The sequence below is a fragment of the Amycolatopsis sp. NPDC114484 genome (genome assembly GCF_055633755.1).
Window position 1 is genome coordinate 20,085 of record NZ_JBVKDQ010000035.1, and the last position, 24,388, is coordinate 44,472.

At 69.6% G+C, this 24,388-nt stretch carries 28 protein-coding genes; 12 read left to right on the plus strand and 16 right to left on the minus strand.

Annotation, left to right across the window (positions count from 1 at the left end; genetic code table 11):
* Positions 1–26: 26 nt before the first annotated feature.
* From ACZ7SW_RS42395 to ACZ7SW_RS42410, 4 genes are read right to left on the minus strand one after another with little or no spacing between them, the layout of a single operon-like run.
* Positions 27–197: a hypothetical protein gene (locus tag ACZ7SW_RS42395; protein ID WP_470236018.1), complete on the minus strand. Its 171-nt coding sequence runs from the start codon at positions 195–197 to the stop codon at positions 27–29.
* The gene (locus ACZ7SW_RS42400; RefSeq protein ID WP_470236019.1) at positions 194–628 is read right to left on the minus strand and encodes a chloride channel protein; all 435 of its coding nucleotides are present in this window, start codon (positions 626–628) and stop codon (positions 194–196) included. The genes ACZ7SW_RS42395 and ACZ7SW_RS42400 overlap by 4 nt, the downstream gene beginning before the upstream one ends.
* A gap of 28 nt (positions 629–656) precedes the next feature.
* A complete protein-coding gene (locus ACZ7SW_RS42405; RefSeq protein WP_470236020.1) occupies positions 657–926 on the minus strand; it encodes a hypothetical protein in 270 nt (89 codons plus the stop codon).
* The gene (locus ACZ7SW_RS42410) at positions 923–1,240 is read right to left on the minus strand and encodes a MarR family winged helix-turn-helix transcriptional regulator (protein ID WP_470236021.1); all 318 of its coding nucleotides are present in this window, start codon (positions 1,238–1,240) and stop codon (positions 923–925) included. The genes ACZ7SW_RS42405 and ACZ7SW_RS42410 overlap by 4 nt, the downstream gene beginning before the upstream one ends.
* 382 nt (positions 1,241–1,622) lie before the next feature.
* Here ACZ7SW_RS42410 and ACZ7SW_RS42415 point away from each other — a divergent pair, with 382 nt between their 5' ends.
* Entirely contained in the window at positions 1,623–2,675 is a 1,053-nt protein-coding gene (locus tag ACZ7SW_RS42415; RefSeq protein WP_470236022.1) for a reverse transcriptase family protein, read from the plus strand.
* Between the two features lie 8 nt (positions 2,676–2,683).
* Here the strand turns inward: ACZ7SW_RS42415 and ACZ7SW_RS42420 are convergent, their stop codons facing one another.
* Positions 2,684–3,139, minus strand: a complete 456-nt coding sequence (locus ACZ7SW_RS42420) for a hypothetical protein (protein WP_470236023.1) — start codon at positions 3,137–3,139, stop codon at positions 2,684–2,686.
* A 1,774-nt stretch (positions 3,140–4,913) separates the two neighbouring features.
* The gene (locus ACZ7SW_RS42425; RefSeq protein ID WP_037715467.1) at positions 4,914–5,108 is read right to left on the minus strand and encodes a hypothetical protein; all 195 of its coding nucleotides are present in this window, start codon (positions 5,106–5,108) and stop codon (positions 4,914–4,916) included.
* 312 nt (positions 5,109–5,420) lie between these two features.
* On the opposite strand from ACZ7SW_RS42425, the gene ACZ7SW_RS42430 reads away from it, so the two are divergent.
* Positions 5,421–6,359, plus strand: coding sequence for an MCE family protein (locus ACZ7SW_RS42430; RefSeq protein WP_470236065.1), 939 nt, complete (start codon positions 5,421–5,423; stop codon positions 6,357–6,359).
* On the opposite strand, the gene ACZ7SW_RS42435 is transcribed toward ACZ7SW_RS42430, so the two are convergent.
* Complete coding sequence (locus ACZ7SW_RS42435; RefSeq protein ID WP_470236024.1) at positions 6,349–7,218, minus strand: class I SAM-dependent methyltransferase; 870 nt, start codon at positions 7,216–7,218, stop codon at positions 6,349–6,351. The two genes, ACZ7SW_RS42430 and ACZ7SW_RS42435, sit on opposite strands and share 11 nt — an antisense overlap.
* A gap of 46 nt (positions 7,219–7,264) precedes the next feature.
* A complete protein-coding gene (locus ACZ7SW_RS42440; protein WP_470236025.1) occupies positions 7,265–7,684 on the minus strand; it encodes a PaaI family thioesterase in 420 nt (139 codons plus the stop codon).
* 82 nt (positions 7,685–7,766) lie between these two features.
* Here ACZ7SW_RS42440 and ACZ7SW_RS42445 point away from each other — a divergent pair, with 82 nt between their 5' ends.
* Positions 7,767–8,186 carry a MarR family winged helix-turn-helix transcriptional regulator gene (locus ACZ7SW_RS42445; RefSeq protein ID WP_470236026.1) on the plus strand — a complete coding sequence of 140 codons (420 nt, stop codon included), beginning with the start codon at positions 7,767–7,769 and terminating at the stop codon, positions 8,184–8,186.
* A gap of 417 nt (positions 8,187–8,603) precedes the next feature.
* Here the strand turns inward: ACZ7SW_RS42445 and ACZ7SW_RS42450 are convergent, their stop codons facing one another.
* Positions 8,604–9,518 carry a proteasome assembly chaperone family protein gene (locus ACZ7SW_RS42450; protein WP_470236027.1) on the minus strand — a complete coding sequence of 305 codons (915 nt, stop codon included), beginning with the start codon at positions 9,516–9,518 and terminating at the stop codon, positions 8,604–8,606.
* Between the two features lie 173 nt (positions 9,519–9,691).
* Between ACZ7SW_RS42450 and ACZ7SW_RS42455 the strand changes: the two genes are divergently transcribed.
* From ACZ7SW_RS42455 to ACZ7SW_RS42480, 6 genes are all read left to right on the plus strand, one after another.
* The gene (locus tag ACZ7SW_RS42455; RefSeq protein WP_470236028.1) at positions 9,692–10,204 is read left to right on the plus strand and encodes a PH domain-containing protein; all 513 of its coding nucleotides are present in this window, start codon (positions 9,692–9,694) and stop codon (positions 10,202–10,204) included.
* A gap of 74 nt (positions 10,205–10,278) precedes the next feature.
* Positions 10,279–11,730, plus strand: coding sequence for a PH domain-containing protein (locus ACZ7SW_RS42460; protein ID WP_470236066.1), 1,452 nt, complete (start codon positions 10,279–10,281; stop codon positions 11,728–11,730).
* A gap of 62 nt (positions 11,731–11,792) precedes the next feature.
* Positions 11,793–12,548 (plus strand): IclR family transcriptional regulator, encoded by a 756-nt coding sequence (locus ACZ7SW_RS42465; RefSeq protein ID WP_470236029.1) that lies wholly within the window; start codon positions 11,793–11,795, stop codon positions 12,546–12,548.
* A 16-nt stretch (positions 12,549–12,564) separates the two neighbouring features.
* Entirely contained in the window at positions 12,565–13,065 is a 501-nt protein-coding gene (locus ACZ7SW_RS42470) for a GNAT family N-acetyltransferase (RefSeq protein WP_470236030.1), read from the plus strand.
* A gap of 496 nt (positions 13,066–13,561) precedes the next feature.
* Positions 13,562–13,759: a hypothetical protein gene (locus ACZ7SW_RS42475; protein WP_037715481.1), complete on the plus strand. Its 198-nt coding sequence runs from the start codon at positions 13,562–13,564 to the stop codon at positions 13,757–13,759.
* Positions 13,760–14,028: 269 nt separating this feature from the next.
* The gene (locus tag ACZ7SW_RS42480; RefSeq protein ID WP_470236031.1) at positions 14,029–15,003 is read left to right on the plus strand and encodes an esterase-like activity of phytase family protein; all 975 of its coding nucleotides are present in this window, start codon (positions 14,029–14,031) and stop codon (positions 15,001–15,003) included.
* A 57-nt stretch (positions 15,004–15,060) separates the two neighbouring features.
* Here ACZ7SW_RS42480 and ACZ7SW_RS42485 read toward each other — a convergent pair whose 3' ends face one another.
* The 3 genes from ACZ7SW_RS42485 to ACZ7SW_RS42495 form a co-directional block, all read right to left on the minus strand.
* Positions 15,061–16,332 carry an aminotransferase family protein gene (locus ACZ7SW_RS42485; RefSeq protein WP_470236032.1) on the minus strand — a complete coding sequence of 424 codons (1,272 nt, stop codon included), beginning with the start codon at positions 16,330–16,332 and terminating at the stop codon, positions 15,061–15,063.
* A gap of 68 nt (positions 16,333–16,400) precedes the next feature.
* The gene (locus tag ACZ7SW_RS42490) at positions 16,401–16,676 is read right to left on the minus strand and encodes a hypothetical protein (protein ID WP_470236033.1); all 276 of its coding nucleotides are present in this window, start codon (positions 16,674–16,676) and stop codon (positions 16,401–16,403) included.
* 13 nt (positions 16,677–16,689) lie between these two features.
* Positions 16,690–18,018: an MFS transporter gene (locus ACZ7SW_RS42495; protein WP_470236034.1), complete on the minus strand. Its 1,329-nt coding sequence runs from the start codon at positions 18,016–18,018 to the stop codon at positions 16,690–16,692.
* Positions 18,019–18,268: 250 nt separating this feature from the next.
* Here ACZ7SW_RS42495 and ACZ7SW_RS42500 point away from each other — a divergent pair, with 250 nt between their 5' ends.
* Positions 18,269–18,949 carry a GntR family transcriptional regulator gene (locus ACZ7SW_RS42500; RefSeq protein WP_470236035.1) on the plus strand — a complete coding sequence of 227 codons (681 nt, stop codon included), beginning with the start codon at positions 18,269–18,271 and terminating at the stop codon, positions 18,947–18,949.
* Between the two features lie 3 nt (positions 18,950–18,952).
* On the opposite strand, the gene ACZ7SW_RS42505 is transcribed toward ACZ7SW_RS42500, so the two are convergent.
* Genes ACZ7SW_RS42505 through ACZ7SW_RS42515 form a run of 3 tightly spaced genes read right to left on the minus strand, consistent with a single transcriptional unit; the run spans position 18,953 to position 20,599 of the window.
* Complete coding sequence (locus ACZ7SW_RS42505) at positions 18,953–19,384, minus strand: EVE domain-containing protein (protein WP_470236036.1); 432 nt, start codon at positions 19,382–19,384, stop codon at positions 18,953–18,955.
* Positions 19,381–20,238, minus strand: a complete 858-nt coding sequence (locus ACZ7SW_RS42510) for an NAD(P)H-binding protein (protein WP_470236037.1) — start codon at positions 20,236–20,238, stop codon at positions 19,381–19,383. Before ACZ7SW_RS42510 ends, ACZ7SW_RS42505 begins: the two co-directional genes overlap by 4 nt.
* Entirely contained in the window at positions 20,231–20,599 is a 369-nt protein-coding gene (locus tag ACZ7SW_RS42515) for a VOC family protein (protein WP_470236038.1), read from the minus strand. The genes ACZ7SW_RS42510 and ACZ7SW_RS42515 overlap by 8 nt, the downstream gene beginning before the upstream one ends.
* 63 nt (positions 20,600–20,662) lie before the next feature.
* Between ACZ7SW_RS42515 and ACZ7SW_RS42520 the strand changes: the two genes are divergently transcribed.
* Complete coding sequence (locus ACZ7SW_RS42520) at positions 20,663–21,118, plus strand: MarR family winged helix-turn-helix transcriptional regulator (protein ID WP_470236039.1); 456 nt, start codon at positions 20,663–20,665, stop codon at positions 21,116–21,118.
* A 79-nt stretch (positions 21,119–21,197) separates the two neighbouring features.
* Here ACZ7SW_RS42520 and ACZ7SW_RS42525 read toward each other — a convergent pair whose 3' ends face one another.
* Complete coding sequence (locus ACZ7SW_RS42525) at positions 21,198–22,844, minus strand: thiamine pyrophosphate-binding protein (protein ID WP_470236040.1); 1,647 nt, start codon at positions 22,842–22,844, stop codon at positions 21,198–21,200.
* A gap of 172 nt (positions 22,845–23,016) precedes the next feature.
* Here ACZ7SW_RS42525 and ACZ7SW_RS42530 point away from each other — a divergent pair, with 172 nt between their 5' ends.
* Complete coding sequence (locus ACZ7SW_RS42530) at positions 23,017–24,384, plus strand: WS/DGAT/MGAT family O-acyltransferase (protein WP_470236041.1); 1,368 nt, start codon at positions 23,017–23,019, stop codon at positions 24,382–24,384.
* The last annotated feature ends 4 nt before the right edge of the window (positions 24,385–24,388 follow it).

Here is a 24,388-nt window from a genome sequence, read left to right on the forward strand (position 1 = left end):
TTCCGCGGCACCCAACGCCGCACCGATCATGAACACCGGTGCACGCCGCCGGACGTCCCTGATCCCAGTGACAGCGCCTTGACGACCAGAATTCCGACGATCAGCGACGCGGTCGCGTGGCCGGTGAGCAGCGTGTCGATCACGTCGTAGCCGACGCCGAGGGCGTGCGGTTCGATCAGGCCGCCGATGCCGATCACGAGGCCGTCCGCGGCGGGGCCGGGGCTGGACCCGGTGAACGGGACCCCGAAAACCGGTCCGGTGCCGAGCAGGAAACCGCGGCACACCGTCGCGACCGACACCCCGGCGACCACCGGCACGAGACTGCGCGGCCGCCATCGAAGAGCAGCAATTCGACCGCGAGCAGGACAGACGCGAGCGGCGCGTTGAACGTCGCCGTCATCCCGCCCGCGGCACCGGCGACGAGCAGCGTCTTGCGTTCGTCCGCGGACAGTTTCAGCAGCTGCGCGAGGATCGAGCCGACCGCGCCGCCGGTCATGATGATCGGCCCCTCGGCACCGAACGGGCCGCCGGTACCAATGCTGACCGCCGCTGAAACCGGCTTCAGCACCGCGACGCGCGGGGCCACCCTGCTACCCCCGGTGAGGATCGCTTCGATCGCCTCCGGCATGCCGTGGCCGCGGATTCTTCTCCGAGCCTTAGCGCGCCATCAGGCCGATCACGAGCCCGCCGACGACCGGTGCGAGCAGGACGAGCCACCACGGGTGGTGCTGCGCGCCCGGCGCGACGAGATCCGTGGCGACGCGCTGGTAGAAGACCAGGTTGGTGATCAGGCCGATGAGCTTGAGCAGCGCGAACGCCGCCACCGCCGCCGCGCCGCCCACCGGCAGCGCGATCGCGGTGATCAGCAGCATCCGCGGATTGACCGTGAAGTCGCCGAGGTGCGCGGCCCGCGCCGGGATCTTCACAGCCGACCCGGCCCGGCCGTGGGCACGCCGGGTGCCGATTCCGCCGCCGCGACCAGGTCGCGAACGGCCGTCGAGACCGCCTGGTTCCGCGCGGCCGGAACTTCCGCCAGCAGCTCGGACAGCGCGCGGTGGCGTCGATCCAGGACCCCCGCGACGACCTCGCGCCCGGCAGCGGTGACCTCGATCGTCACCACCGTGCGGCGGTGTTCGTCCTCGCCGCGCACGACGTACCCGTGCGCCTCGAGCTTGTCGGCCAGCCGCGTGACGGAGGAGGCGTTGACTCCCATCGCGTCGGCGAGCCGCGAACACGGCACACGGCACACGGCACAGGCTGTCGAGCACCACGAGCAGTCGCACCTGCGAGAAGGTGACGCCGCGCGGGGCGGCGTGCGCGCTGTCCCAGGCCACGGCCACGAGCACGCGAGTCAGCCGCTCAAGATCGGCCACGTCGTCCGGCAAACCTTGCCTAGTGCAAAAGTTGCTATAGGCAAGGCTCTGGGTCGCGGGTGGGCTCGGTCACGGGGCCTTTCCCGGGCTCGCCCTTTTTGTCGGTGATCTTGGCTAGGGTGGGGTTCGGCGACGCGGAGGTGAGCCGGTGGAGAACCACCCACTCCGGGGCAACCCCGGGGAGCAGCACGACACGTACCCACAGCGCCCCGCGCAGCGGCGGCACGCTCCGCGTGCAAGACAGCGCGGATGAACGGAGAACGAGTCGCCTCCGCGTCGCTCCTCGAACCGATGCCGGTGTGGCGCTGGCCGGTCGCCCGGTGGACGACGTTCGACGAGTGCGCCGCCGCCCTCGACCTCACCCCCGGCGAACTGGCCTGGTTCGCCGACGAACGCGGCTGGCACCGGCGGTCCCGGCCGGTGCTGCGGCACTACAGCTACCGCTGGATCCCGACGTCCACCGGCGGCGCGCGGCTGATCGAACGGCCGAAGCCCCGGCTGGCCGAGGTGCAACGCCGAGTCCGCAGGCACGTGCTCGACGCGCTGCCGGTCCACGAGGCCGCGCACGGTTTCCGTCGCGGCCGCTCGATTCACACCTGCGCCCGCCCGCACGCCGGGCAGGACCTGGTGGTGCGGCTCGATCTGGCCGGATTCTTCCCGACGGTCTCCGCGTCCCGGGTGCGATCGCTGCTCGATCTGGCCGGGTATCCGCCGGCAACCGCCGCCGCGATCGCCGGGATCCTCACCACCCGCACCCCGGTCGACGTCCTGCGTACCGCGCCCGCGCGATCGGCCATGCTGAGCCACCTTGCCAGCACGCACCTCCCGCAAGGGGCTCCGTCGTCGCCGTCAGTAGCGAACGCCGTCACCAATCGCTTGGATCGGCGGCTCTCCGGCCTCGCCGCGGTACTGGGCGCGAACTACACCCGCTACGCCGACGACCTCGCCTTCTCCGGCGACGCGAGCCTGCCGTTGCACCGCCTGCTGCCCGGCGTCCGGCGGATCGTGACCGACGAGGGCTTCCGTCTGCGCGACGACAAGACGTCAGTGAAACCGGCCTACCGGCAGCAACGCGTCGCGGGCTTGGTGGTGAACGCCGCGCCGGCCGTCGCCCGCTCCGAGTACGACGAGCTGCGGGCCGTGCTGCACAACTGCGCCCGAACCGGCCCCGCACCGCAGAACCGCGGCGGACACCCGGATTTCCGGGCGCACCTGCTGGGCCGGATCGCGTGGATCAGCGCCACGAACGAGACCCGCGGCGCGAAATTGCGCGCGCTGTTCGCCCGGATCGACTGGTCGTGAACGGCGGTTCAGACGGATAACAGGCTGAGATTCCGCTCCATCTCGGCCCACCATCCGGCGGCCGGAACATCCCGCGGCTGAATCAACGAGGCTTTGACCAGAATGTCGGGCCGGTTTTCTCGCCAAGCGTAGGAAAAAAGCTCGTCGTAATGCGCCCGCGGAAGCCATCCCTGTTCCCGGCCCGCTTCCAATCGCATGAGCTGCCGAGCAAGATCCACGCTGCTTCGCTCACAACTGCGAAACGCGTTCGAAAATCGTTGCACGGCTACCGCGTCGCCCCGCCGAAACGCCTGGCAGGCAAGGAAAAGCGCCGTCACGGCGAGGACATCCGACCGATGCACCCCACCCTCCGCCGCCAGATGTTCCGCCAGCTGAAAACTGCGCTTCCGCCGTCCGCGGCGCACCATTTCCGCCAGCGCTCGCTGCTGCCGAGTGAGGTATTCGTCTTCCCGCAGGTACTGCACAGCGTTTCCTCCCCTGCGCCCGGTCCCGACCCAGGCCGCTTCCCCGGTACAGGATGCTCCACCAGGGTGACAGATACGTCGGCGACACTCAGCCGTTCGGCCCAAAATATCACCCAGGGGCATCGACAGTACCCGACCGCGCAAGCTCGGGAATTCTTGTGGCGCTTGAGGATCGGGGACTTCGGCGGGGGTTGCGGGAGGTTGTGGCGCGGGTCGGTTTCCGCACTGGTTTCATGGCTTGGATTGGGTTGCCGGTGCGAATGGGGTGAGTTGCTGCGGAATCCGCATTGCCGGGCAAGTGGCCTCAGTGGACACCCCGGGGTTCGGAGGGGGCGGCGGTCGCGAATCGCTTTCATGCCAAGGGGTTGTTCCCCCAAACGGAGCGAGCCTCCGGGCGGTTCGCGCTTCGGCTGCCTTGAGCGGGGCGGGATTTGAGTTTAATTTCCGGCGGTGATTTCACCCGTTCGGCCCAATCGGGAGCGTGGGATCGGGGCGGGGAGGCTGCTCTGGGGCGAGTGGTGAAGCGGGTCGGGGGCGGATCGAACGGTCGTCGCTTTCCGCTCGTGGCTGGGGGCTCCTGCGGGGATTCGGCTTGGCGTCAGACGGGCCCGCGCGGAGTGGAACTCTGCCTGAGGGCAGGGGGGATCCGGCCCGGCGGGGGCGGAACCCAGGCTGAGGGCAAGGGCGAGATCCAGCCTGACGGGTGGAACTCTGCCTGAGGGCGAGGGCGGGATCCGGCCCGGAGAAGGGGCGGAACTCTGGCTGGGGCGAGGGCGCAATCCGGTCTGACGGGGATGGCCGCGGGTCTCCGGACCGAATCGGCTGGCCGTGCCGTCAAGCCACATCCCGTTCTCCACGGCGAACTGCGCGGTGGTGCCACCGAGGGTCCCGGCCTTGTCAGACCCGAAACTCCTTCACCGCGCACCGACCTGCGTGGCCGCCCGTCGGGTTCCGCAGTTCGCCAGAGTTCGCAACCTCTGAAGTTGGTGCCGGGTGAGAGGTTTCAGCATTGGCGGGCCGGTGAGGTTCAGCTGGTCGACGGGCTGGTTGGTGCCCGAGCCAGGGATTCCGGCGCTGGCAGGCCATGAAGCCCAGCGCGTCGATGGGGCTTGGCTAGTGCCTGGCCAGGAATCCCGGCGTTGGCAAGCCGTGAAGCCCAGCGGGCCGGTGGGACTGACTGATGCCTGGCCAGGAATCCCGACGTTGGCAAGCCGTGAAGCTCAGCAGGGCGGCGGGGCCTGCTGAGCCTAGTCAGGAATTCGGTGCTGGCAGGCCGTCAAGCCTGGTGGGGCGGCGGGACTGACTGGTGCCGGGTCAAGGATTCGGCGCTGGCAGGCCGTCAAGCTTGGTGGGGCGGCGGGGCTGACTGGTGTCTGGCCAGGGACTCGGCGCTGACAAGCCGTGAAGCTCAGCGGGTCGACGAAGCTGGTTAGTGCGGGTCAGGGATTCCACGCTGGCAGACCGGTGAAGCCCGACGCGGCAACGAGGCCGTTGGCGCGGGGGCAGCCCCACCACCCCACCAGGCTCCCCCAGCCAACCAAAGCCGAACCCCGCTCACCCCACACCAAACAGCCCAGCCGCCCCCCCGCAGCCGAGCCGTTCAGCTCAATACCGTTCAGCCGCGACCGACCCGGCCCTCCCCAGGGCCAGGCTGGCGCGGAAGCTGACTAAACCCGCAGCCGGTCCGCATTCCGGTCGCGGGCGTGTTCTTCCCCCGAACAGCCTCGAAAACACCTCGAAACACCCAGCCAACCCCGGACGGATCCGGAGTGCCTCAGGCGACCTCGGTCCGGCTGCCGCCCGGGGCGTGGAGCCCCAGCATGTCCAGCAGCAGGGCGCATTCCTGCGCGTCCTTGGCCCGGGACGCGACGGCCAGCGCCGCCTTGCGGCGGCGTTCCTCCTGCCGGGCCGCGTCCGTGTCGTCCACGAGGTCTGGCGCCGGGTGCAATCCGGTGGTCAGGTCTCGCATGGTGGCTCCTCCCCGATCGGCGTCGGCGCGGGTTTTCCGCGCTCGCTGCACACCCCTTCAACGGCCGAGCCGCACCGGATGTTCCGATGATTCCGATCACGTCGGCCAGCCAGGCCAGGATGGCACACAACGAGAGTCGCCGGGGCGAGGCCGGGAAAAGGGGCGTGCGCAGGGCGGAAGCGGCCAGAGTCCTAAGTGGACACAACGCAAAAGCGCCCATTCGGGTGGCGTGAGTGGCCTCACCCGGCTGGGCGAGCCACTATCCACGCTGTGCATCCCGACCGGCGCCCAGTGCGCACCGCTCTCGTCGGGATGACTGTGCTCGTCCTCGGCGTCCTTACCGCACTGCGGGCACCGAATCTGCCGTTCATCGGCGACGGCACCGCATATGCCGCCGAGTTCAGCGAAGCCGCGGGGCTCGCGACCGGCAACGACGTCCGGATCGCCGGGGTGAAAATCGGCCGGGTGGCTGAGGTTTCCCTCGATGGCGCGTCCGTCCGGGTGTCGTTCCGGGTGTCCGGGGCGTGGCTCGGCGACCGGACATCGGCCGCGATCCGGATCAAAACCTTGCTCGGCCAGAAGTATCTCGCGCTCGATCCGGCCGGGTCCGGGTCGCTCGATCCGGAGACCCCGATCCCGCGCGACCGGACCACGGTTCCGTATGACGTGCTGCCCGCGTTCCGGCAGCTGGCCACCACCGTCGACGCCATCGACACCGACCAGTTGTCGCGCAGCTTCCGCGCCATTTCCGATACCTTCGCGCACACCCCGGCTGACGTCCGCGCGACGCTGACCGGACTGTCGCGGCTGTCCGACTCTCTTTCCACCCGCGACGCGAAACTGGCTCATCTTTTAACGCAAGCGCGCACGATTTCCGCCACGCTCGCCGACCGTGACGCTCAGCTGACCCGGCTGCTCACCGACGGCAACCAGTTGCTGGCCGAGGTGCGGAAACGCGAGTCGGCCATTCGGTCGCTGCTCGGCGGAGCCCGTCAGTTAGGCGTCGAAGTATCCGGGCTCGTCGCCGACAACGACCGCGAACTCGGCCCGGTGCTCACTCAGCTCGACCGGCTCACCGCGCTGCTCGAACGAAACCGCGCGTCCCTCGCCGAAGGAATCCGGAAAATGGCCCCGCTCGTCCGCTTCGCCGCGAATCTCACCGGCAACGGGCGCTGGATCGACGGTTACCTGTGCGGTCTGATCCTTCCCGCGATCGGACCGGTCAACGAGCACGGCTGCTTCAGTCCATGAGCCCCGGGCCGCCGGTGATCCGCACAGTGACCTGGTTGTCGTTGTAGGTATAGGCCTCGTAAGTGAACTCGACGCCGGTCTTCTCGACGTGCTCGGTCCACGCGCGGTACTCGTGCCGTTTCCAGCCGGGGAAGTTGAAGAACTCGTCGAAGTGCACGATGCTGCCGACCCGCAGCCGCGGTCCGACGTTGTCCAGCACGGTCTTCGCGGAGCTGTAGAGATCGCCGTCGACGTGCAGGAAATCAACCGGCCCCGGGTGCTTCTCCAGGAATCCGGGCAGGCTGTCGGAGAACAGGCCGACGACCAGTTCGGCTCCCGGCACGTCCGGCAGGTCGTCGCGGGCGAAGGCACCGGCGGGCATGCCGTTGAGCCACGCCTCGGGCAGGCCGTCGAACGAATCGAAGCCGTACACCTCGGTCGCCCCGCGCGCGGCGGTGATGGTGCGCAGCGTGTTGCCGGACGCGACGCCGAACTCCAGCGCCATCCCGCCGGTCGGCGCGAGGGAAAGCGCGTACTGCAGCGTTTCCTTCGGGCTGCCGAAATGCTGCGCCCCGATCAGGCTTTCGCGCGCGAAGACGTTGCTCTCCAGCGCCGCGTCCTGGTCGCCGGCGTACACGATGTCGCGTCGGCTGCGGATTTCGAACTCGACCACGCGGTCCAGCAGCCGATCCCCCTGCCGGACCACCTCGGAGCGCAATTCCTCCCGCGTCCGCTCCAGCTCCGCGCGCAGTTCGGCGAGCTGGCCGGTGTGCGGATCGTGCAACCGGGCCGCGGCCCGGCGCAGCACCAGGCCGGCCTTCCGGCGCAGCGCAGGGCCCAAAGTCCTTGTCGTCAGCCGATCTTGGCTATCCTGGTTCATTCCGGGACGATAGCCGACAACCGGACGCCGCCCCGAACTGCCCGGTTTACCCGGGAGTAGCCGACCGCCGGACCACCGCGGATCCCTGCGCGGCCGCGCACAGCGTCGAGTTCCCCTCTCCGTCCACTGTGTACAGATCGCAGCGGCAGGTGGCCCGCGAACGACTCGCTTGGACGATCGTCGCTTCCGCGCGCAGCAGCACGCCGTCGGCAGGCACGAGGTAGTCGATGGAGAAACCGCTCGTGAGCAGTCGCGGGCCGAGCACTGTTCCGGCGGCGAAGGTGAGCGCGTTGTCCGCGGCGTAGGCGAGAACGCCGCCGTGGAGGTAGCCGTTCTGCTGCCGGAGATCGTCGCGGACGTCCAGCGCCAGCACCGCGCGACCGTCGCCGAACTCCTCGACTCGCGCGCCGAGCAGGACGCTGAACGGTTGCGCGGCGAGCCCGGCGCGCGCGAACTCTAGGTCCATTTCCAGCCTCACTTCAGTAGTGAAGTACTTCAGTAGTGAAGTGAGGATGGCGGCGCTGGGAGAACACTGTCAAGATCCCCGCATGGCCGCCGACGAACGTCTTTTCTTCCTGCTCCAGAGCGCGGCGCACCGGCTGCGCGTCGAGGGCGACCGGCGCTGCCTCGCCGCGGGCGGCGTGACGACCGCGCAGCTCGGCGCGCTGCTCGCGGTGCACGATCGGCCGGGGCTCACCCAGCGCGAGCTGGCCGCGGAGCTGGGGCAGCGCGAGTCCGCGATCACCGCGATGACCGCGCGGTTGATCGAGGCGGGGCTGATCGCCCGGCAGCAGCATCCCGAACAGCACCGGGCGCTGGTGCTGGACCTGACCTCGGAGGGAACCGCGACACTCGCCCGGCTGCGGCCGGTGATCGAGTCGTTCAACGGGGAGCTGCGCGCGCTGCTCGGCGACGCGTTCGGGCCGACCAGCGAGGCGCTGCGGCAGCTGGCGGGCTGGCCAGGCTGAGCCGACCGATACAGCGACCGGCGCACGCCTCGCGAGCCCTCCCCCTGGCCAGCGGGCCCCATCCGCGATGCGGTTGTCCGTGAGGGCCACCTTCACGGACCCTGATTCCCGCAGGGTTCCCTCACGGATGGCTGCGAGGCGTGAGGGGAATCCTGACGGACTCTGATTCCGTCAGGGTTCCCCTCACGGACAGCCCGCCGAGCGGGAGCGGGCGCGATCGCAAGCGTTAGGGGCCCGCCCGGGTGCCGGGCCGACCGAGGACCGGCTAGCTTCAACAGAGATGTCATCCACCAAACCCGCCCCCGCCGCCTTCCGGCAACGTGCGGGCCGCACCATGTCCGGCGTGGCGATCATGACAGCCCGGCTCTGGTGGGCCTGGCAGACGGTCCGATCCGCAGGCGTTGCCTACCTCTCGGCTCAGCGTTCGGAGCCGTCCCCGCCCTGTTCCGCGAGGAACCGCTCGAACTGCGAGCCCAGTTCGTCCGCCGTCGGCATGTGTTCCTGCGATTCGGCGAGCAGGCTGTGCCCGGACGCTTCGGTGAACGTGTCGTACTGACGCTCCAGCGCGCGCACCACGTCGGCGGATTCGTCGGAGTCCGCGACCTGGCGGTCGATTTCCGCCTTGGCCACCTCGGCCGCGGTGCGCAGTTCGCCGTCGGGCAGGCGCAGGCTGGTGGCCTTGCCGATGGAGTCGAGGATCGTCAGCGCGGCGGCCGGGTACGTCGATTGCGCCAGGTAATGCGGCACGTGTGCGGCGAAGCCCATCGCGTCGTGGCCCCATTCGCCGAAGCGGTACTCCAGCAGCGCGGCGATGCTGCCCGGGACCTGCATACGGTTGGGCAGCGGCTGGTGCTCGCCGACCAGGTGCTCGCGGGTCGCGTGCGCGGTGACGCCGAGCGGGCGCGTGTGCGGGGTGCCCATCGGAATGCCGTGGTAGCCCACAGTCAGCCGCACGCCCCAGCGCTCCACCAACTGCCGCACGGCGGCTGCGAACAGCTCCCATTCGCGGTCCGGCTCCGGACCGGACAGCAGCAGGAACGGGATGCCGTCGTCGTCGTGCAGCAGGCGCACGACCAGCTCGGGGGCCTCGTATTCCTCCCAGTGGTCGACCGCGTAGATCATCGACGGGCGGCGCGACCGGTAGTCGATCAGCCGGTCGACGTCGAACCGCGCGATGACCCGGTTCTCGACCTCGCCGGCGAGGTGGTCGGTGACCAGCCGCCCGGCCGAGCCCGCGTCCATGAACCCCTCGAAGAAGTGCAGGAGCACGGCTCCGTCCAGGTCGGGGACGTCCGAGTCCACCTCGTACAGTTCCTCGGGATCGAGTCCCACCGGATCCTCCTGCTGCTCGCTTGCACGGACGTACGCGGTACAACGCGGCCCGGCTGCGAATCCATCCCGCGCGCGGCGAAAATAGTAACGCCCCGCACTCATTGGCCACCCGGATCGGGGCATCGTGACACTTGTCGTGGGCACCGGGGGATCCGGTCAGGCACTCTAAGCAGGTGAACACCGAGGAATCCACCACTCTTCAACTGCGGCTGCGTCCGCCCGAGCACCGGGTGAGCCGCCGGGCGATCGGCCATTGGGCGGCGTCGGCGGGGGCCGGCTGGCTGGTCGTGCTCGCGGTGCAGGCGGTGGTGGTCGCGACCGCGGACGACCCGCCGTCGTGGCTCACGGTGACTCTTCTGCTCTCCTGCGTGCTGGCCCCGCTGCACCTGCTGGTCATGCCGCAGTGGCGCTACCGCGTGCACCGCTGGGAAGTCACCGGCGAGGCCGTCTACACCCAGTCCGGCTGGCTGAAGCAGGAATGGCGGATCGCGCCGATCTCGCGGATCCAGACGGTGGACGTCGAACGCGGTCCGCTGGAGCAGCTCTTCGGGCTGGCCCGGCTCACCGTCACGACCGCGTCCGCCGCCGGGCCGCTGCGCATCTCCGGGCTCGACCGGGAGGTCGCGGTCGTGCTCGCCGACGAGCTGACCCGCACCACCCAGGCCGTTCGCGGGGACGCGACGTGAACACCACCGCACCCTCCCCGCCGGTCGCCGCCGAAGGCACCGGCGACGCGCCCTGGCACCGCCTCGACCGCCGGATGTTGTTGATCCGCCCGGTTCTCGACCTGGTCAAGTCGCTTCCAGTACTCGTTGGCGCACTGGTGCTCGGCCACGGAAACTACTGGCAGTGGTTCGGTCTCGTGGCCACCGCGGTGACGATCGGCGTCGGCATTTCGCACTGCCTCACCTCGCGCTACCGTGTCACCGCGTCCCAGATCGAATGGCACACCGGGTTGCTGCTGCGCAAGCAACGCGCGATTCCCCTCGATCGAATCCGTACCGTGGACGTGCTTTCGGAACCGAAACATCGGCTTTTCTCGCTGTCCGCAGTACGAATCGGTACTGGACGCCACGATCACGGAAAAGGTCCGAGCAAGGACCAATTGGTGCTCGACGCGGTCACCCGCGCCGAAGCCCAGCGGCTGCGGACCCTGTTGCTGCACCGGAAACCGGCCGAATCCGAGGCGCCGCAACCGCCGGAGTCGCTCGTCGCCGAGGTCGACAAACGCTGGGTGCGGTACGCGCCGTTCACGCTGTCCGGGCTCGCCGTGGTCGCCGCGATCCTCGGCACCGTCTATCACTTCGCGCACGAACTGCACTTCGATCCGACGAGTTTCGGACCGGTCCGCGACCTCACCGCACGCGCGCTCGAACAACCGGTGTGGCTGACCGTGGTGCTCGCGGCGGCCGGGCTGTTCGTCTTGGTGTCGGTGCTGTCGGTCGGCGGATACGTGTTGTCGTTCTGGAATTTCCGGCTCACTCGCGAACCGGGCGGCACGCTGCACATCCGGCGCGGGCTGATCACGACGCGGTCGGTGTCGATCGAGGAAGACCGGTTGCGCGGCGTCGAGATCAAGGAACCGTTGCCGCTGCGGATGGTCGGCGGCGCGAAATGCGTCGCGGTCGCGGCCGGACTGCGCGAGGGCAAGGGCGCGGACCGCGGCGGCGGTCTGCTGCTGCCGCCGGCTCCGGCCGCGAAAGCCCGGGAGATCGCCGGCGAGGTGCTCGGCGAGGACTTCGCGAACGTCCCCCTCGTGCGGCATTCCCGGCGCGCGCTGACCCGCCGGATCACTCGCGCCGTCTTCGCCGTGCTGGCGCTGTCGGCCGCGCTGTTCGCGCTGGCCCGGCTCGATGTACTGCCGGAATGGCCGTGGCAGGCCGCGCTCGTGCTGCTGCCGTTCGCCGTCCTGGTCGGCTTCGACCGGTACCGCTCGCTCGGCCACGCGATCACCGGCCGGTTCCTGGTGACCCGTTCCGGGTCGCTGGCCAGGGCGACGGTCGCTGTCCGGAGTGACCGGCTCACCGGCATCGTCGTGCAGCGGTCGCTGTTTCAGCGCCGGGCCGGGCTCGTGACCGTCATCGCGCCGGTCGCCGCCGGACGCGGGCATTACCGCGTGCTGGACGTCGAAGAGGGCACCGGGCTCGCGCTCGCCGACACCGCCGTGCCCGGCCTTCTCACCCCGTTTCTGACCGTCCCGGAAAAAGGGTGATCTGTGGTAATTTACCAACGCGCTCGTGACTGAATTCGGTGCTCCCACGGAGAGGTTTCAGGATGTCTGAACCCGGACTCCGTCGCACGGCCGGCGCCAGCAGTTCCCGGAAAGTGCTCCAGCTGCTGCTGTCGTTCACCGAACAGCGCTGGGAGGCCAGCGTCGCGGAACTCGCCGAGGCGATCGGCAGCCCGGTCGCCACCACCTACCGTTACGTGCAACTGCTGAAAGAACTGCAGCTGCTCGAGGAATCGCGGTCCGGGCGCTATCACGTCACCAGCCGCGTCATGCCACTCGCGCGCGCCGCCCGGCTCGCGAACGACCTGGCGCGGCTCGCGCGGCCGACGATGGAGGAGGCCGCGCGCGAACTCGGCGAGACCATCCTGCTGTTCCAGCACTTCGGCGAGTTCGCGGTGTGCAGCGACCGGGTGGAATGCGACCGCGCGATGCGGTTCACGTTCCAGCCGGGGCATTCCATCCCGCTCGGTGTCAGCGCCACCGGGAAGATGCTGCTCGCCCTCTTGCCCGACGGCGAACGCGAGCGCCAGATCGCGCGGATCGCGCGCGAACACGGCACCGAGGTGCGCGACGGCCTCAAGCACGTGCTGGCCAACCGCTACGCGCAGAGCTGGGGCGAGATCGAGGACGGCGTGTGGTGCTGCTCGGTGCCGGTCGACGCGGACCGGCTCCGGCCGAGCGTGCTGAGCCTCGTCGGCCCTGCCACCCGCGTCGGCGACGCGGAACGCGAACGGGCGATCACGGCGTTGCGCGAGTACGCCGACCAGATCGGAAAGGCGATTTCCGAATACTCGGTGTAGCCGTAAAATCGGCCCGGTGATCCGTCTCGCGGCCCCGGCCGACCTCCCCGCGCTTCCCGACCTCGAACGTGCCGCCGGAGAGCCGTTCCGGGCCGTCGGCATGGCCGAGATCGCCGACGACGCGCCGCCCTCGGTCGAGGACCTCGCGGTGTTCCAGTCCGCGGGCCGGTGCTGGGTCTGGGACGACGGCGGGACGATCGCGGCGTACGTGCTCGCCGAGGAGGTCGACGGTTTCGGCCACGTGGAACAGGTTTCGCTGCTGCCGAGCCACGCGCGCCGCGGCTTGGGGCGGGCGCTGATCGAGACGGTCGGCGCGTGGGCCGCGGAGCGGGGGCTGCCCGGGCTGACGCTGACGACGTTCGCGGACGTGCCGTGGAACGCGCCTTACTACGAGCGGCTCGGGTTCCGCGTGCTGGCCGACGAGGAGCAGGGCCCGGCGCTGCGGGAGATCCGGCGGACGGAGATCGCGCGGGGGCTGGACCGGTGGACTCGGGTGGCCATGGTGCGGGCTGGCTGAGAGCTGCCGAGATTCCCCTTGGGGCTTAAGGGTTTCGCGGTCATTCAGGCTGACGCCAGGATCATCCGGGCCGGTGTCAACGCGAAGCCCAGCAGGTTCAACCCGCGCCACGGCGAGCACGGTCTCGCCGCGGCAGGCCTCCCACTGGTCCTGGTCGAAGCCCGCGACGCCGCGTCCCAGCTTCCGCCGCCTCAGGTAGTGCTCGGCCGTGGCGAACGTCCGGCCGTCCACCGTGAAGGGCCACGGCCACCACAGGCTCAGACAGCCGCGCCCGGCGCTCCCGTCGCTCTTCGGCCGGTGCCCCTAGAAGAACAGGAACTTGACTCGCCCCAAGGCCTTGACCGCCCGGAACCGGCCCGGGTCGCTCGGGAGGGGGACCTGGATTGCCCTGCGAATCGAACACGTGTTCTACTGGTCGGGCCGGCCCCGGAGGGGGAAGCTCCGCGGGCCGGCACCCAGGCAGAACCCGTCCCCTCGACCGATCCCAGGAGGCAATGTGGCGGTCAAGATCACCCATCTCGCCAGTGGTCAGCAAGTCCGCTTCGCGAACGCGGACGGCGCCCGCCGCTATGCCGAAATCATGGGCGGCGGAGTGGACAAATGGCGCTTCACGATCGTCCCCGGGGACAGCGGGGCTCCCGGCATGCCGGCGGCGGTCGTCAACGTGCCGGTGTGGCGGACCGTCGCCCGGTGAACCGTTGACGCCGCGTGATCGGCCCGGCGCGAAATCGCCGTGCCGATCACCGGGACAACGTCACCTGCTGTTTGTTGCTTACTGGCCACGCCTTGTGCTCCACTGTCGATCACCCACTGCTGTAAGTCCCGCGACGCGGGACCGCCGCTTGTCAGCAGCGACCACCTCGGCACGGCCTGCACCCGTGCCAGACGGACAGAAGGAGCGGCTCCTTGCTTGCGCACCAGCGTGGAACACATCGGCGTGGAAAAATCCGAGTCACTGTCGCGTTGTCGGTCCTCGCGCTCGCGGTCGGGGCCGGTGCGGCCCACGCGGCGCCGGCGGCCACCCCGAAAGCCACGGCGTGGCCCGGCGGGGCGAAGGTGGCCATCGCCGACGACTCCGGGGTTTTCGGCAGCAACCTCAGCGGCGTCTCCTACGAATCGCCCACCGTGCTGTGGGCGGTGAAGAACGGCCCGAGCACCCTGTACCGGCTCGTCCAGGACGGGGGCAAATGGCGGCCCGACACCGCCAACGGCTGGGCCAAGGGCAAGTCCACGCACTACTCCGACGGCAGCGGCGACCCGGACGCCGAAGGGGTCGTCTTCACCCCGGACGGCGTCTTCACCTCGACCGAGCGCGACAACGACAACGGCGACACGAGCAAGCCCGCCGTGCTCCGGTACGCGACCTCCGGGTCGGGCAAATCCCTGAACGCGACCGGGGAATGGGACCTCACCTCGGACCTGCCGTCGGTCGAGCCGAACAAAGGGCTCGAGGCCATCGCCTGGGTGCCGGACTCGGCGCTCACCGCGCACAAATTCCGGGACGAGCACACGAAAGCCGCCTACGACCCGGCGAGCTACCCGAACCACGGGACCGGCCTGTACTTCGTCGGGCTCGAGGCCAACGGGAAGGTCTACGCGTACGCGCTCGACCAGTCCGGCACCAAATACACCCGCGTCGCCACCATCGACAGCGGGTTCCCGGCGGTGATGGACCTCGAGTACGAACCGTCGACCGGCCACCTGTGGGCCGAATGCGACAACACCTGCAAGGGCCGCACCACCACGCTCGACGTCGACTCCAAGGGCGCGTTCGCGGTCACCGCGCAGTACGACCGCCCGTCCGGGATGTCGAACTACAACAACGAGGGCTTCGCGATCTCGCCGACGTGTGCGAACGGAAGCAAGCAGGTCGTGTGGTCCGACGACGACAACGACGACAACCACGCGTTGCGCACCGGAACGCTCGCCTGTAAGTAGTCCTTTGTAGACAGACAACCGCGGCGGCACCGGAACCTCGGCGCCGCCGCGGTGTCGTCAGTTCTTCAGCAACCGGTCCAGCGCCCGCGGAACGGCCGCCGCCAGCAGGTCCAGTTCGGCCTCTTCGGCCACCAGCGGCGGCGACACCGCCATCCCCTTGCCGAGCGAGCGCACGATCACGCCCTCCTCGAGCAGGAACTTGTGCAACCGGCCGGGCGCGCCCGGGTCCGCCGACAGCAGATCCGGCGCGAGTTCCACCGCGGCCAGGAATCCCAGCCCCGCCCGGACTTCCGCCACCGCCGGATGTCCGACCGCGCCGGAAAGCGCGTCCGCGAGCGGCTTCTCCAGCGCCTTGCCGCGCGGGATGATGTCGTCGCGCTCGTAGATGTCCAGCGTCGCGTTCGCCGCCGCGCAGGCGACCGGGTGACCGGCGTACGTCGCGCCGTGGCGAAGGATCGGAGCGCCGGGGCGGCCGGTGAAGAACGGCTCCGCCACGTGCGGCGCGACCAGCAGCACGCCCAGCGGGATCGTCCCGCTCGTCACGCCTTTCGCCGTGGTCACCAAGTCCGGCTGCACCGACCAGCGGTCGATGCCGTACCAGGTGCCGAGCCGGCCCCACGCGCAGATCACGCAGTCCGCGACGAACAGCACCTCGTGCTTGCGGCAGATCGCCGCCACTTCCTCGATGTAACCGTCCGGCGGCAGCAGCACGCCGCCCGCGCCGATGACCGGTTCGCAGAAGAACGCGGCCACCCGCTCCGGCCCCACGCGAAGGATTTCCTCCTCCAGCGCCGCCGCGTTGTCATACGGCACCTGCGAGAAATCCGCGGCCGGCGGGCCCCAGCCCTCCGCGTTCGCCGGGATCCCGGCCGCAGCGGTGCCGAATCCGTGCGTGCCGTGGTAGCCCTGGGTCCGGCTGATGACGTGGGTCTTGTCCGGGCGTCCAGTGTGGACGAAGTAGGACCGCGCGATCTTCACCGCGGTGTCCACCATGTCGCCGCCGCCCGAGCCGAGGAACACCTTCGACCCCGGCACCGGTGCCAGCTCGGACAGCCTCGACGCCAGCTTCAGCGCCGGCTCGTTCGCGACGCCGCCGAACAGGTTGTACGCGTCGAGCTTCTCCAGCTGCTCGGTGACCGCGCGGGTGATCTCGGGGCGGCCGTGGCCGAGGTTCGAGTACCACAGCGACGCGGAGGCGTCGAAGTAACGACGGCCCGCGTCGTCCCAGACATAGGACCCCTCGCCGCGGGTCACCACGAACCGGTTCCCGTCGACCGCGCCCATGTCCGCGAACGGGTGCCACAGCGGGTTCGGCTGCTGGTCCGGCATTGCTCCTCCTCGGGTCGGCTCAACCGGCCGGCGCCGCGGGGAGCGGCGACCGGCCGCCGCCGCCCTTTCTACCCGCCCGGCCGGGGATCGGCGAACCGCGACCCCTCGACGCGCGCCATCGCGGAACTCCGCAGTCCGGGATCCCGATGGCGATGTCCCCGGCCGGGCAGACCGGACGCGGGCCGCCGCGCCGGGCGGCGGCACGCCAGCTCGCCCTTGTACAGCTCGGCGGTGCGGACCAGATCGGCGTAAGCCTCGACGTGGATCCGGTTGATCGCGTCGTGCGCGTCTCGGGCGGCCGCGTCGAGCCACGCGCAGTAGTCGCTTCGGGTCTGGGTCCGCATCGCGCGCCCCCGCTCAGACGTTTTCGACGGTGGTTGCCTGTGTGTTCGCGGGCGCGGAACTCAGTGACGCGCCCTTCCGGTCCTTGACGAAGAAGCTTGTGACCAGGCCGATCACGGTCATCACGGCGAGGTAGCCGCCGACCGCGTAGACCGTTCCGGTGCTCGTCTGCAGCGATTCGGCGATGGTCGGCGCGAACGCCCCGCCGAGCACCGCGCCGATCGCATACGAGATCGCCGCGCCGCTGTAGCGGACCGTCGTCGGATACATCTCCGCGTACAGCGCCGATTGCGGGCCGTAGGTGAGCCCGAGCCCGGCCGAGAACAACACCAGCGCGAGCACGAGCAGCCCGACGCTTCCCGTGTTGACCAGCGCGAAGAACGGGAACATCCAGACCAGCTGCAGCACGAACCCGATCTGGTAGGTGCGCACCCGCCCGATCCGGTCGGCGAGCCAGCCTCCGGCGAGCGTGCTCAGCAGCCAGGCGACGGCGGAGATCATCACCGCGATCAGCACCGTCGAACGGTCGAGATGCAGTGATTTGGTCGCGTACGACTGCACGTATCCGCCGGTGGTCATGTAACCGACGGCGTTGTTGGCGGCGAACAGCAGCGCGCCCGCGACGACCAGCTTCCAGTGGTGCCGGAACAACTGCACCAGCGGCATGCTCGACCGCGCCTTCTTCTCGCGGACCTCCTCGAACACCGGGCTCTCCGCGACCCGGGACCGGATCATCAGACCGGCGACGATCAGCACCACGCTCAGCAGGAACGGGATCCGCCAGCCCCACGCCAGGAACTGCTCCGGCGTCGTCAGCGCGGTGACCAGCGCGAGGACGCCATTGGCCAGCAGCAGCCCAATCGGCACGCCGATCTGCGGGAACGCGCCGTACAGCCCGCGCCGCTCGGCGGGCGCGTGCTCGACCGCGAGCAGGGCCGCGCCGCCCCATTCGCCGCCCGCCGAAAGCCCCTGCACGATGCGCAGCAGCACCAGGATGATCGGTGCCCACACGCCGATCGACGCGGTGTTCGGCACCAGGCCGATCAGCACCGTCGAGATCCCCATCAGCAGCAGGGTGAGGATCAGCATCGCGCGCCTGCCGAGCCGGTCGCCGAGATGCCCGGCGATCACCGCGCCGACCGGGCGGAAGAAGAAGCTGATGCCGACCGTCGCGAACGACACGATCAGCGCGTCCTTGCCGAGCACCGCGAAATACTGCGTCGCGAAGACCAGTCCGGCGCAGATCGCGTAGATGAAGAAGTCGAACCATTCGATAGTCGTGCCGACCATGGCCGCCAGTACGACGCGGCGATGCTCCCTGCTGATCCCGGTCGTGCGCGGCATCGCGCCTCCCCTGCTGCTGACGGTGCTCCAGACCGTGCCAGATCGTATATAATCAGTCGCCGCCCCGACAAGGCTCAATGCGGTAACTGAACTGGACTTTTGCCCGGATGGCCCAGCAAGCGCGGCGAGCGCTCGTCGTTCGCTCAGCGCATTGTCTGGATTGAATGTATATTATTTAGCGCGGCGAACGGACCGGTTACCGTGGCCTGGACACCCCGCCCCGGCGGGCTGTGAAGGGGAGGCGACAGGGATGTCCACAACACACGAGCAGGCCGGCGGGCTCAGCAAGAGCCAGCACACGTACCAGGTGCTGAAGTCCCGGATCACCGCGGGCGCGTACCCGGCGGGCCATCGGCTGGTCCTCGGCTCGCTGGCCAAGGAATTCGACGTGAGCACGGTCCCGGTGCGGGAAGCGGTGCGGCTGCTGCAGGCCGAGGGGCTGGTGCACTTCGAGCGCAACGTCGGCGCGACCGTCGCGGCGATCGACCCGGTCGGGTACGAGCACACGATGCAAATGCTCGCGATCGTGGAGAGCGCGGCCACCGCGCTCGCCGCGCCGCACCTGAGCGCCGACGACCTCGCCGAGGCCGGCGAACTCAACGACCGGATGCGCGCCGGTCTCGGCCAGCTCGAACCGGTCGAGTTCACCCGGCTCAACCACGAGTTCCACGAGGTCCTCTACACCCGCTGCCCCAACCCCAGCCTGGTAGACCTGGTCAAGAAGGGCTGGGCCCGGCTCGCCACCATCCGCGATTCGACGTTCTCGTTCGTGCCCGCCCGCGCGCTCGCCTCGGTCGCCGAACACGACCAGCTGCTCGACCTGATCCGTTCCGGTTCCGGTGCCGAATGGATCGAGCACTGCGCGCGGGCGCACCGGTCAGCGACGCTGGACGCGTTCCTCAGCTGGGAAGCCGACTCGCACCACAGCTGAGGTTCACGCGGTCATACGCGCGAGGATCGTCGCGAAATCCTGCTGCGGAATGGGAAACAAGCCACGGCGGAACGGCAAACCCCAATGAGCGGGGTCGGTGACGAACGACAGCTGGTCTACTAGCGGCTTCGCGTCCACGCGCTGGCAAGCGTGAAAGGAAGCCGCGAGCCGCCATGGCTGGAAATCGTCGCTCACGTAGGCTTGGTAGGGCTTATCGCCGGTGATGGTGGCCCAAGCGGTGAATTGCCGGACGGGTTTGCCTCCCCGCAAGCTCGTGCGCGGCGAGTAGAAAATCATCTCGTCGCCGGGACGCGGCTGGCGAAGACGGTTGCCCGCACCGTGGTCCGCCTGCGTGAAGCCGCCTTCGGCGGCGGCTTCGACGTGGTCCAGAGTGACGGTGTTGATCCAGAACCGCTGGCCGGGAGACGTGTTCACTTTGCCGTCAGCCCTTCGACCAGATCGGTCGTCGGCCTGCCGAGGAGCCGGGAAAGATCATTACCGACGCGGGCGAAAACCCCAGCGGCAATGGTCTGGTCGAGACCGACCAAGAAGCTGGCCAGCTCGCCGTCCATTCCCGTTTCGAGGAGCATTTCCCGCAATTCCTCGGGAGCGACCGGCCGATAAACGACCTCTCGCTCCAGCACGACCGACATCGCTTCGGCAATGTCGGCGTAAGTGAAGTTCGTGTCGCCGGAGAGGCTGTACGTGGCATTGTCGTGCCCGTCGGTGGTGACCACGACGGCCAACGCCTCGGCCAGGTCTTTCCGGCTGGCTGCCGCGACGACGGCATCGCCGGTCGCGGCGGCGAGGACTCCGGTGAAGCGAGGACCGGCCAGCGACTGGACATAGTTCTCGATATACCAGGTGTTCCGCAGAATCGTGTACGTCAGGCCGGAAGCGACAAGAGCGTTCTCGGTCGCCCGGTGGTCCGAGTTGATCTCGAACCGGTCGTCGTCGGCCCGGACTCCGCTGGTGTAGTAAACGTGCCGGACCTTCGCGTTCTTCGCGGCTTCGATGACGGATTGGTGCTGGGCAAGGCGATTCGGGTCGCGGCCCGAGATCAGCACGAGGTCCGAGTGCCCGGCGACCAGTTCCGCGACGCGGGCCGAATCCGACAGGTCGACGGCAGCGGCGCGGAACCCGGCGGAAGCGAGTTCTTCAAGCCGCGCTTGGTTCCGGCCGGCCGCGGTGATCGTTTCGGGACTCGTGCCCCGCGAGACCAGCGCGTCCAGGACGTGCTGGCCGAGCGCTCCGGTAGCCCCGAAAACCAGGGTGCTCGCCTCAGCCACGGTCGTGCAGGGTGACGTGGTAGCCGTCGGGGTCGGCGAAGGTGAACGTCCGGCCGAAGGGGCCGTCGATCGGCGCGGAGACGATGGGGTGCCCGTCGGCGGCCAGAGCGTCGTGAATGGCCTGGACGTCGGTGGCGAGCAGCCAGATCGCGGCGCCGATGCCGGGGTGGGCGGCGGAGGCGAGATCGGTGCCGGGAACGACGTCGCGGAGCGCGAACGCGATCGGCTTCGTCTCGAAGACGACGGCGTGCGGAGGTCCGGCGGGCGAGCGGACGAGGCCGAGGTATCGCTCGTAGAACGCCTGCGAAGCGTCCAGGTCACGAGCCTGGAGCGAGAGGAAATCGGGGCCGATGGCGGGCAAGGCACTGCTCCTTTTCGTCGTGTCAGGTTTCTGACACGAGCCACTGTATGTCAGAATCCTGACATGAGTCAAGACGGCGGCGGAGTCGACCTGGACAAGTCACTGGGCTACCTGCTGAAAGAGACCTCGAGCGCGCTGCGCGCGGCCATGGAGGAGGTGCTGCGCCCGCTCGGGATGACGGTGACGCACTACTCCTGCCTAGAGCTGCTGGCGCAACGGCCGGGCCTGTCGAACTCCGAGCTGGCGCGGGGCGCGTTCGTGACCCGGCAGTCGATGAACGTGCTGCTCCAAGCCCTGGAGCGAGACGGCTACGTGACCCGGCCCGCGGAGGCGCCCGTCGGGAAGGCCCTTCCCGCCCGGCTCACGCCTCGCGGACGGCGGAGCCTGGAGAAGGCGAGCGCCGCGGTCCGGTCCGTCGAGGTCAGGATGCTGGACGGGCTGAGCGAGACCGAACAGTCGGACGCGTTCCGGATCCTGCGGAGCATGGTCCGCTCCCTGCGAGACGGCGCGCAATGCTGAGTCCGTGAGGGGAACCCTGAGGGAATCTGATTCCCTCAGGGTTCCCCTCACGGACCTCTGCGGAAGTGAAGCTTGTGGCTCAGCCGCGCGGTTTCCGGTACCACCGCGGCGAAGTGTTGAGCGGCGGCTTGAGCTTCGCGCGCACCACCAGCACATTCGGCTCGTCCGATTCCACGAATTCGCTCAGCAGCCGGCGAAACGCCCGGCCGAAGCCGGACACCCGGTCCGCGTGCACGCCGAACGAGCGGGCCAGCCCGACGAAATCCGGGCTGTCCCAGTCGACTCCGCGGCGCGGCAGGCCTTCCTGGTCCTGGTCGAAGCGCAGCATGCCGTAGCCGCCGTCGTCCACCACCACGACCGTCACCGGCAGTTGTTCCTCGGCGAGCGTCGCCAAATCCCCTACCGCGTAAAGGAAACCGCCGTCGCCGGTGACGCAGAGGACGCGACCGCCGCCTGCCGCCTCGGCCGCCGCGCCCGCGCCGAGCGACGCCGGGAAGCCGTAGCCGAGCGTGCCCCAGCCCATCGGATACGCCAGCCGCCGCGGCGCGCGGACCCGGTGGAAGCCGCCGATCCAGTATCCGGCGACGCACATGTCCGTGACGATCGTCCCGTCCGCGGGGAGCACTTCCTCCAAAGTGGACAGAAAGTCGGCGGCCTGCGGTTCCTCGTCGCGGATGCGCCTGCGCACGCGGCGGCCGATGCCGGCCAGCCGCGCGGTCAGCTCGTCCAGGCCGGACCGCTGGTCCGGGTGCAGGGATTCGACGACGCGGCGCGCGTCGCCGACCAGGGTGACGTCCGGCCGGTAGTTCTTCGCCGCGTCGCCCGCGTCGACGTTGATCGCGATCAGCTTCGGCGGCGCGGGCATCTGCCAGTTCTGCGTCATCAGGCCGTCGAAGTCGGTGCCGATCGCGAGCACCACGTCGGCCTCGTCCCACAGCTGCCCGACCTCCGGCGCGTGCACCGGATTCGGGGCCAGACAAGGATGATCGAGCGGAAGCAGACCGCGCGCGCCGAAGGTGGTGAGCACCGGCGCGGCCAGCCGTTCAGCGAGATTTCCGATCGCTTCGCCCGCTTCGGAGCGCAACGCGCCGCCGCCCGCCCAGATGAGCGGACGGCGCGCGGACGCCAGCAGTTCGGCCGCGCGAGGCAGGTCCGGCAGGTCGAGCACGCGTTCGGCGGGCGGCGCGGGCGGTTCGCGCGGCGGCGTGGTTTCGCGGAGGAAATCGGTCGGAATGCCCAAATACACCGGACCGCTTTGCGGCATCAGCGCGAGCCGGGCGGCGCGGTGCAAGGTCGTGCCGATCTGATCCGCGCGGTGCACGGTGAAGCCTGCCTTGGTGACCGGCGCGAACATCGCCTGCTGATCGGAAGTTTCGTGCAACACCCCGCGCACGACACCCGGACGGCGCAGCGTCGACGGGATGTCCGTCGCGATCACGAGCACCGGGGCCGCGGACGCCATCGCTTCGCCGACCGCACCGAGCGTGTTCGCCGCGCCGGGGCCGGTGGTCACGAGCGCGACGCCGAGTTTTCCCGTCCTGCGGGCATAACCGTCGGCGGCGTATCCCGCGGTCTGTTCGTGCCGGACGTTGACGAGCCGGATCCCGGTGTCCGCCAACGCCTCCCACAGCGGCAGGTTGTGTACTCCAGGCAGGCCGAACACCACCTCGGTCCCGAGAGCCGTGAGCGCGTCCCCCAGCTGCTGAGCTCCAGTCCGTCCTGCCACGCCAGCGATGGTATCCGTCCCCCGTAAGCAGCTGCAGACACGTCACCGGACAGGGTTTGTCATCGCCTTGTCCCCCACCTGGCCGCGAGAGCTGAGGCGCCGCCTTTTTCGTGCGTACACTCCGGGGGCCGGGGACGCCGAGGTCCCCATGGCGGCGGAAAGGGGTGGCGCAATGCCGTTGATGCCGGTGACCGACTCGATGTTCCTCATGGTCGAGACGCGCGAACACCCGATGCACGTGGGCGGGCTCCAGCTGTTCCGCAAACCCGAGGGCGCGGGCGAGGACTATCTGCGCGACCTCCGCCGCGGCCTGCTGGAATCGGACAACATGCGCAGCGTGTTCCGGATGCGGCCGAGCCGTCCCGTGAACACCGTCGGGCACGTGCGCTGGTCGCGCGACACCGATCTGGAGCTCGACTACCACTTCCGGCATTCGGCGCTGCCGCAGCCGGGCCGGGTCCGCGAACTGCTCGAACTCACCTCGCGCTGGCACAGCACGCTGCTCGACCGGCACCGGCCGCTGTGGGAAACGCACCTCATCGAAGGACTGCGCGACGGCCGGTTCGCGATCTACTCGAAGATCCACCACTCGCTGATGGACGGCGTCTCAGCGCTGCGGCACCTGCAGGGAACGCTGTCGGACGACCCGGCCGACCTGGACTGCCCGCCGCCGTGGGGTTCGCGCGACAAGCCCGCCGCGAACCACAACGGCCGCGCCCCGGCGTCGCCGTTCGCCCTGGTGGGCAAGACGTTCGAGCAGGTCGCGGGTATCGCGCCGGCCGCGGCGAAGGTGGCGCGCGAGGCGTTCCGCGAGCACCGGCTCACGCTGCCGATGCAGGCCCCGAAGACGATGCTGAACGTGCCGATCGGCGGCGCGCGCCGGTTCGCCGCGCAGTCCTGGCCGCTCGAGCGGGTGCGCGAGGTCGCGACCGCCGCGGGTGTGTCCCGCAACGACGTCGTGCTCGCGATGTGCTCCGGCGCGCTGCGCGATTACCTGATCGAACAGAGCGCGCTGCCGGACGCGCCGCTGGTCGCGATGGTCCCGGTGTCGCTGCGCCGCCGCGACACTGGCGACGCGACCGGCAACAACATCGGCGCGCTGCTGTGCAACCTGGCCACCGACCAGACCGACCCGGCGCAGCGGCTGGCCGCGATCTCCGAATCGATGTCGAACGGCAAGAAGCTGTTCTCGCAGCTGTCACCGCTGCAGACGCTGCTGCTGTCCGGGATCAACGTGGCCCAGCTGGGCGCGTCGCCGATCCCCGGCGTCGTCGGCAACACGCGCCCGCCCTTCAATCTGGTGATCTCGAACGTCCCCGGCCCGCGCAAGCAGATGTACTGGAACGGCGCGGCGCTCGACGGCATCTACCCGGCGTCGGTGCTGCTCGACGGGCAGGCCCTGAACATCACGCTGACCAGCAACGGGGACAATCTCGACTTCGGGGTCACCGGGTGCCGGCGCAGCGTTCCGCACCTGCAGCGGATCCTGACGCATCTGGATACGGCGCTCGCGGAGCTGGAATTCGCGACGCGGGTGTAGCCGG

Excerpts from the sequence above, each read along its gene's own strand:
- ACZ7SW_RS42435 (WP_470236024.1), bottom strand. The coding sequence starts at position 7,218 with ATGAACCAGGATAGCCAAGATCGGCTGACGACAAGGACTTTGGGCCCT.
- ACZ7SW_RS42425 (WP_037715467.1), bottom strand. The coding sequence starts at position 5,108 with ATGCGAGACCTGACCACCGGATTGCACCCGGCGCCAGACCTCGTGGAC.
- ACZ7SW_RS42430 (WP_470236065.1), top strand. The coding sequence starts at position 5,421 with ATGACTGTGCTCGTCCTCGGCGTCCTTACCGCACTGCGGGCACCGAAT.
- ACZ7SW_RS42500 (WP_470236035.1), top strand. The coding sequence starts at position 18,269 with ATGTCCACAACACACGAGCAGGCCGGCGGGCTCAGCAAGAGCCAGCAC.
- ACZ7SW_RS42485 (WP_470236032.1), bottom strand. The coding sequence starts at position 16,332 with ATGCCGGACCAGCAGCCGAACCCGCTGTGGCACCCGTTCGCGGACATG.
- ACZ7SW_RS42490 (WP_470236033.1), bottom strand. The coding sequence starts at position 16,676 with ATGCGGACCCAGACCCGAAGCGACTACTGCGCGTGGCTCGACGCGGCC.
- ACZ7SW_RS42520 (WP_470236039.1), top strand. The coding sequence starts at position 20,663 with ATGAGTCAAGACGGCGGCGGAGTCGACCTGGACAAGTCACTGGGCTAC.
- ACZ7SW_RS42465 (WP_470236029.1), top strand. The coding sequence starts at position 11,793 with ATGTCTGAACCCGGACTCCGTCGCACGGCCGGCGCCAGCAGTTCCCGG.
- ACZ7SW_RS42495 (WP_470236034.1), bottom strand. The coding sequence starts at position 18,018 with ATGCCGCGCACGACCGGGATCAGCAGGGAGCATCGCCGCGTCGTACTG.
- ACZ7SW_RS42440 (WP_470236025.1), bottom strand. The coding sequence starts at position 7,684 with ATGGACCTAGAGTTCGCGCGCGCCGGGCTCGCCGCGCAACCGTTCAGC.
- ACZ7SW_RS42400 (WP_470236019.1), bottom strand. The coding sequence starts at position 628 with ATGCCGGAGGCGATCGAAGCGATCCTCACCGGGGGTAGCAGGGTGGCC.
- ACZ7SW_RS42530 (WP_470236041.1), top strand. The coding sequence starts at position 23,017 with ATGCCGTTGATGCCGGTGACCGACTCGATGTTCCTCATGGTCGAGACG.
- ACZ7SW_RS42445 (WP_470236026.1), top strand. The coding sequence starts at position 7,767 with ATGGCCGCCGACGAACGTCTTTTCTTCCTGCTCCAGAGCGCGGCGCAC.
- ACZ7SW_RS42415 (WP_470236022.1), top strand. The coding sequence starts at position 1,623 with ATGAACGGAGAACGAGTCGCCTCCGCGTCGCTCCTCGAACCGATGCCG.
- ACZ7SW_RS42460 (WP_470236066.1), top strand. The coding sequence starts at position 10,279 with ATGTTGTTGATCCGCCCGGTTCTCGACCTGGTCAAGTCGCTTCCAGTA.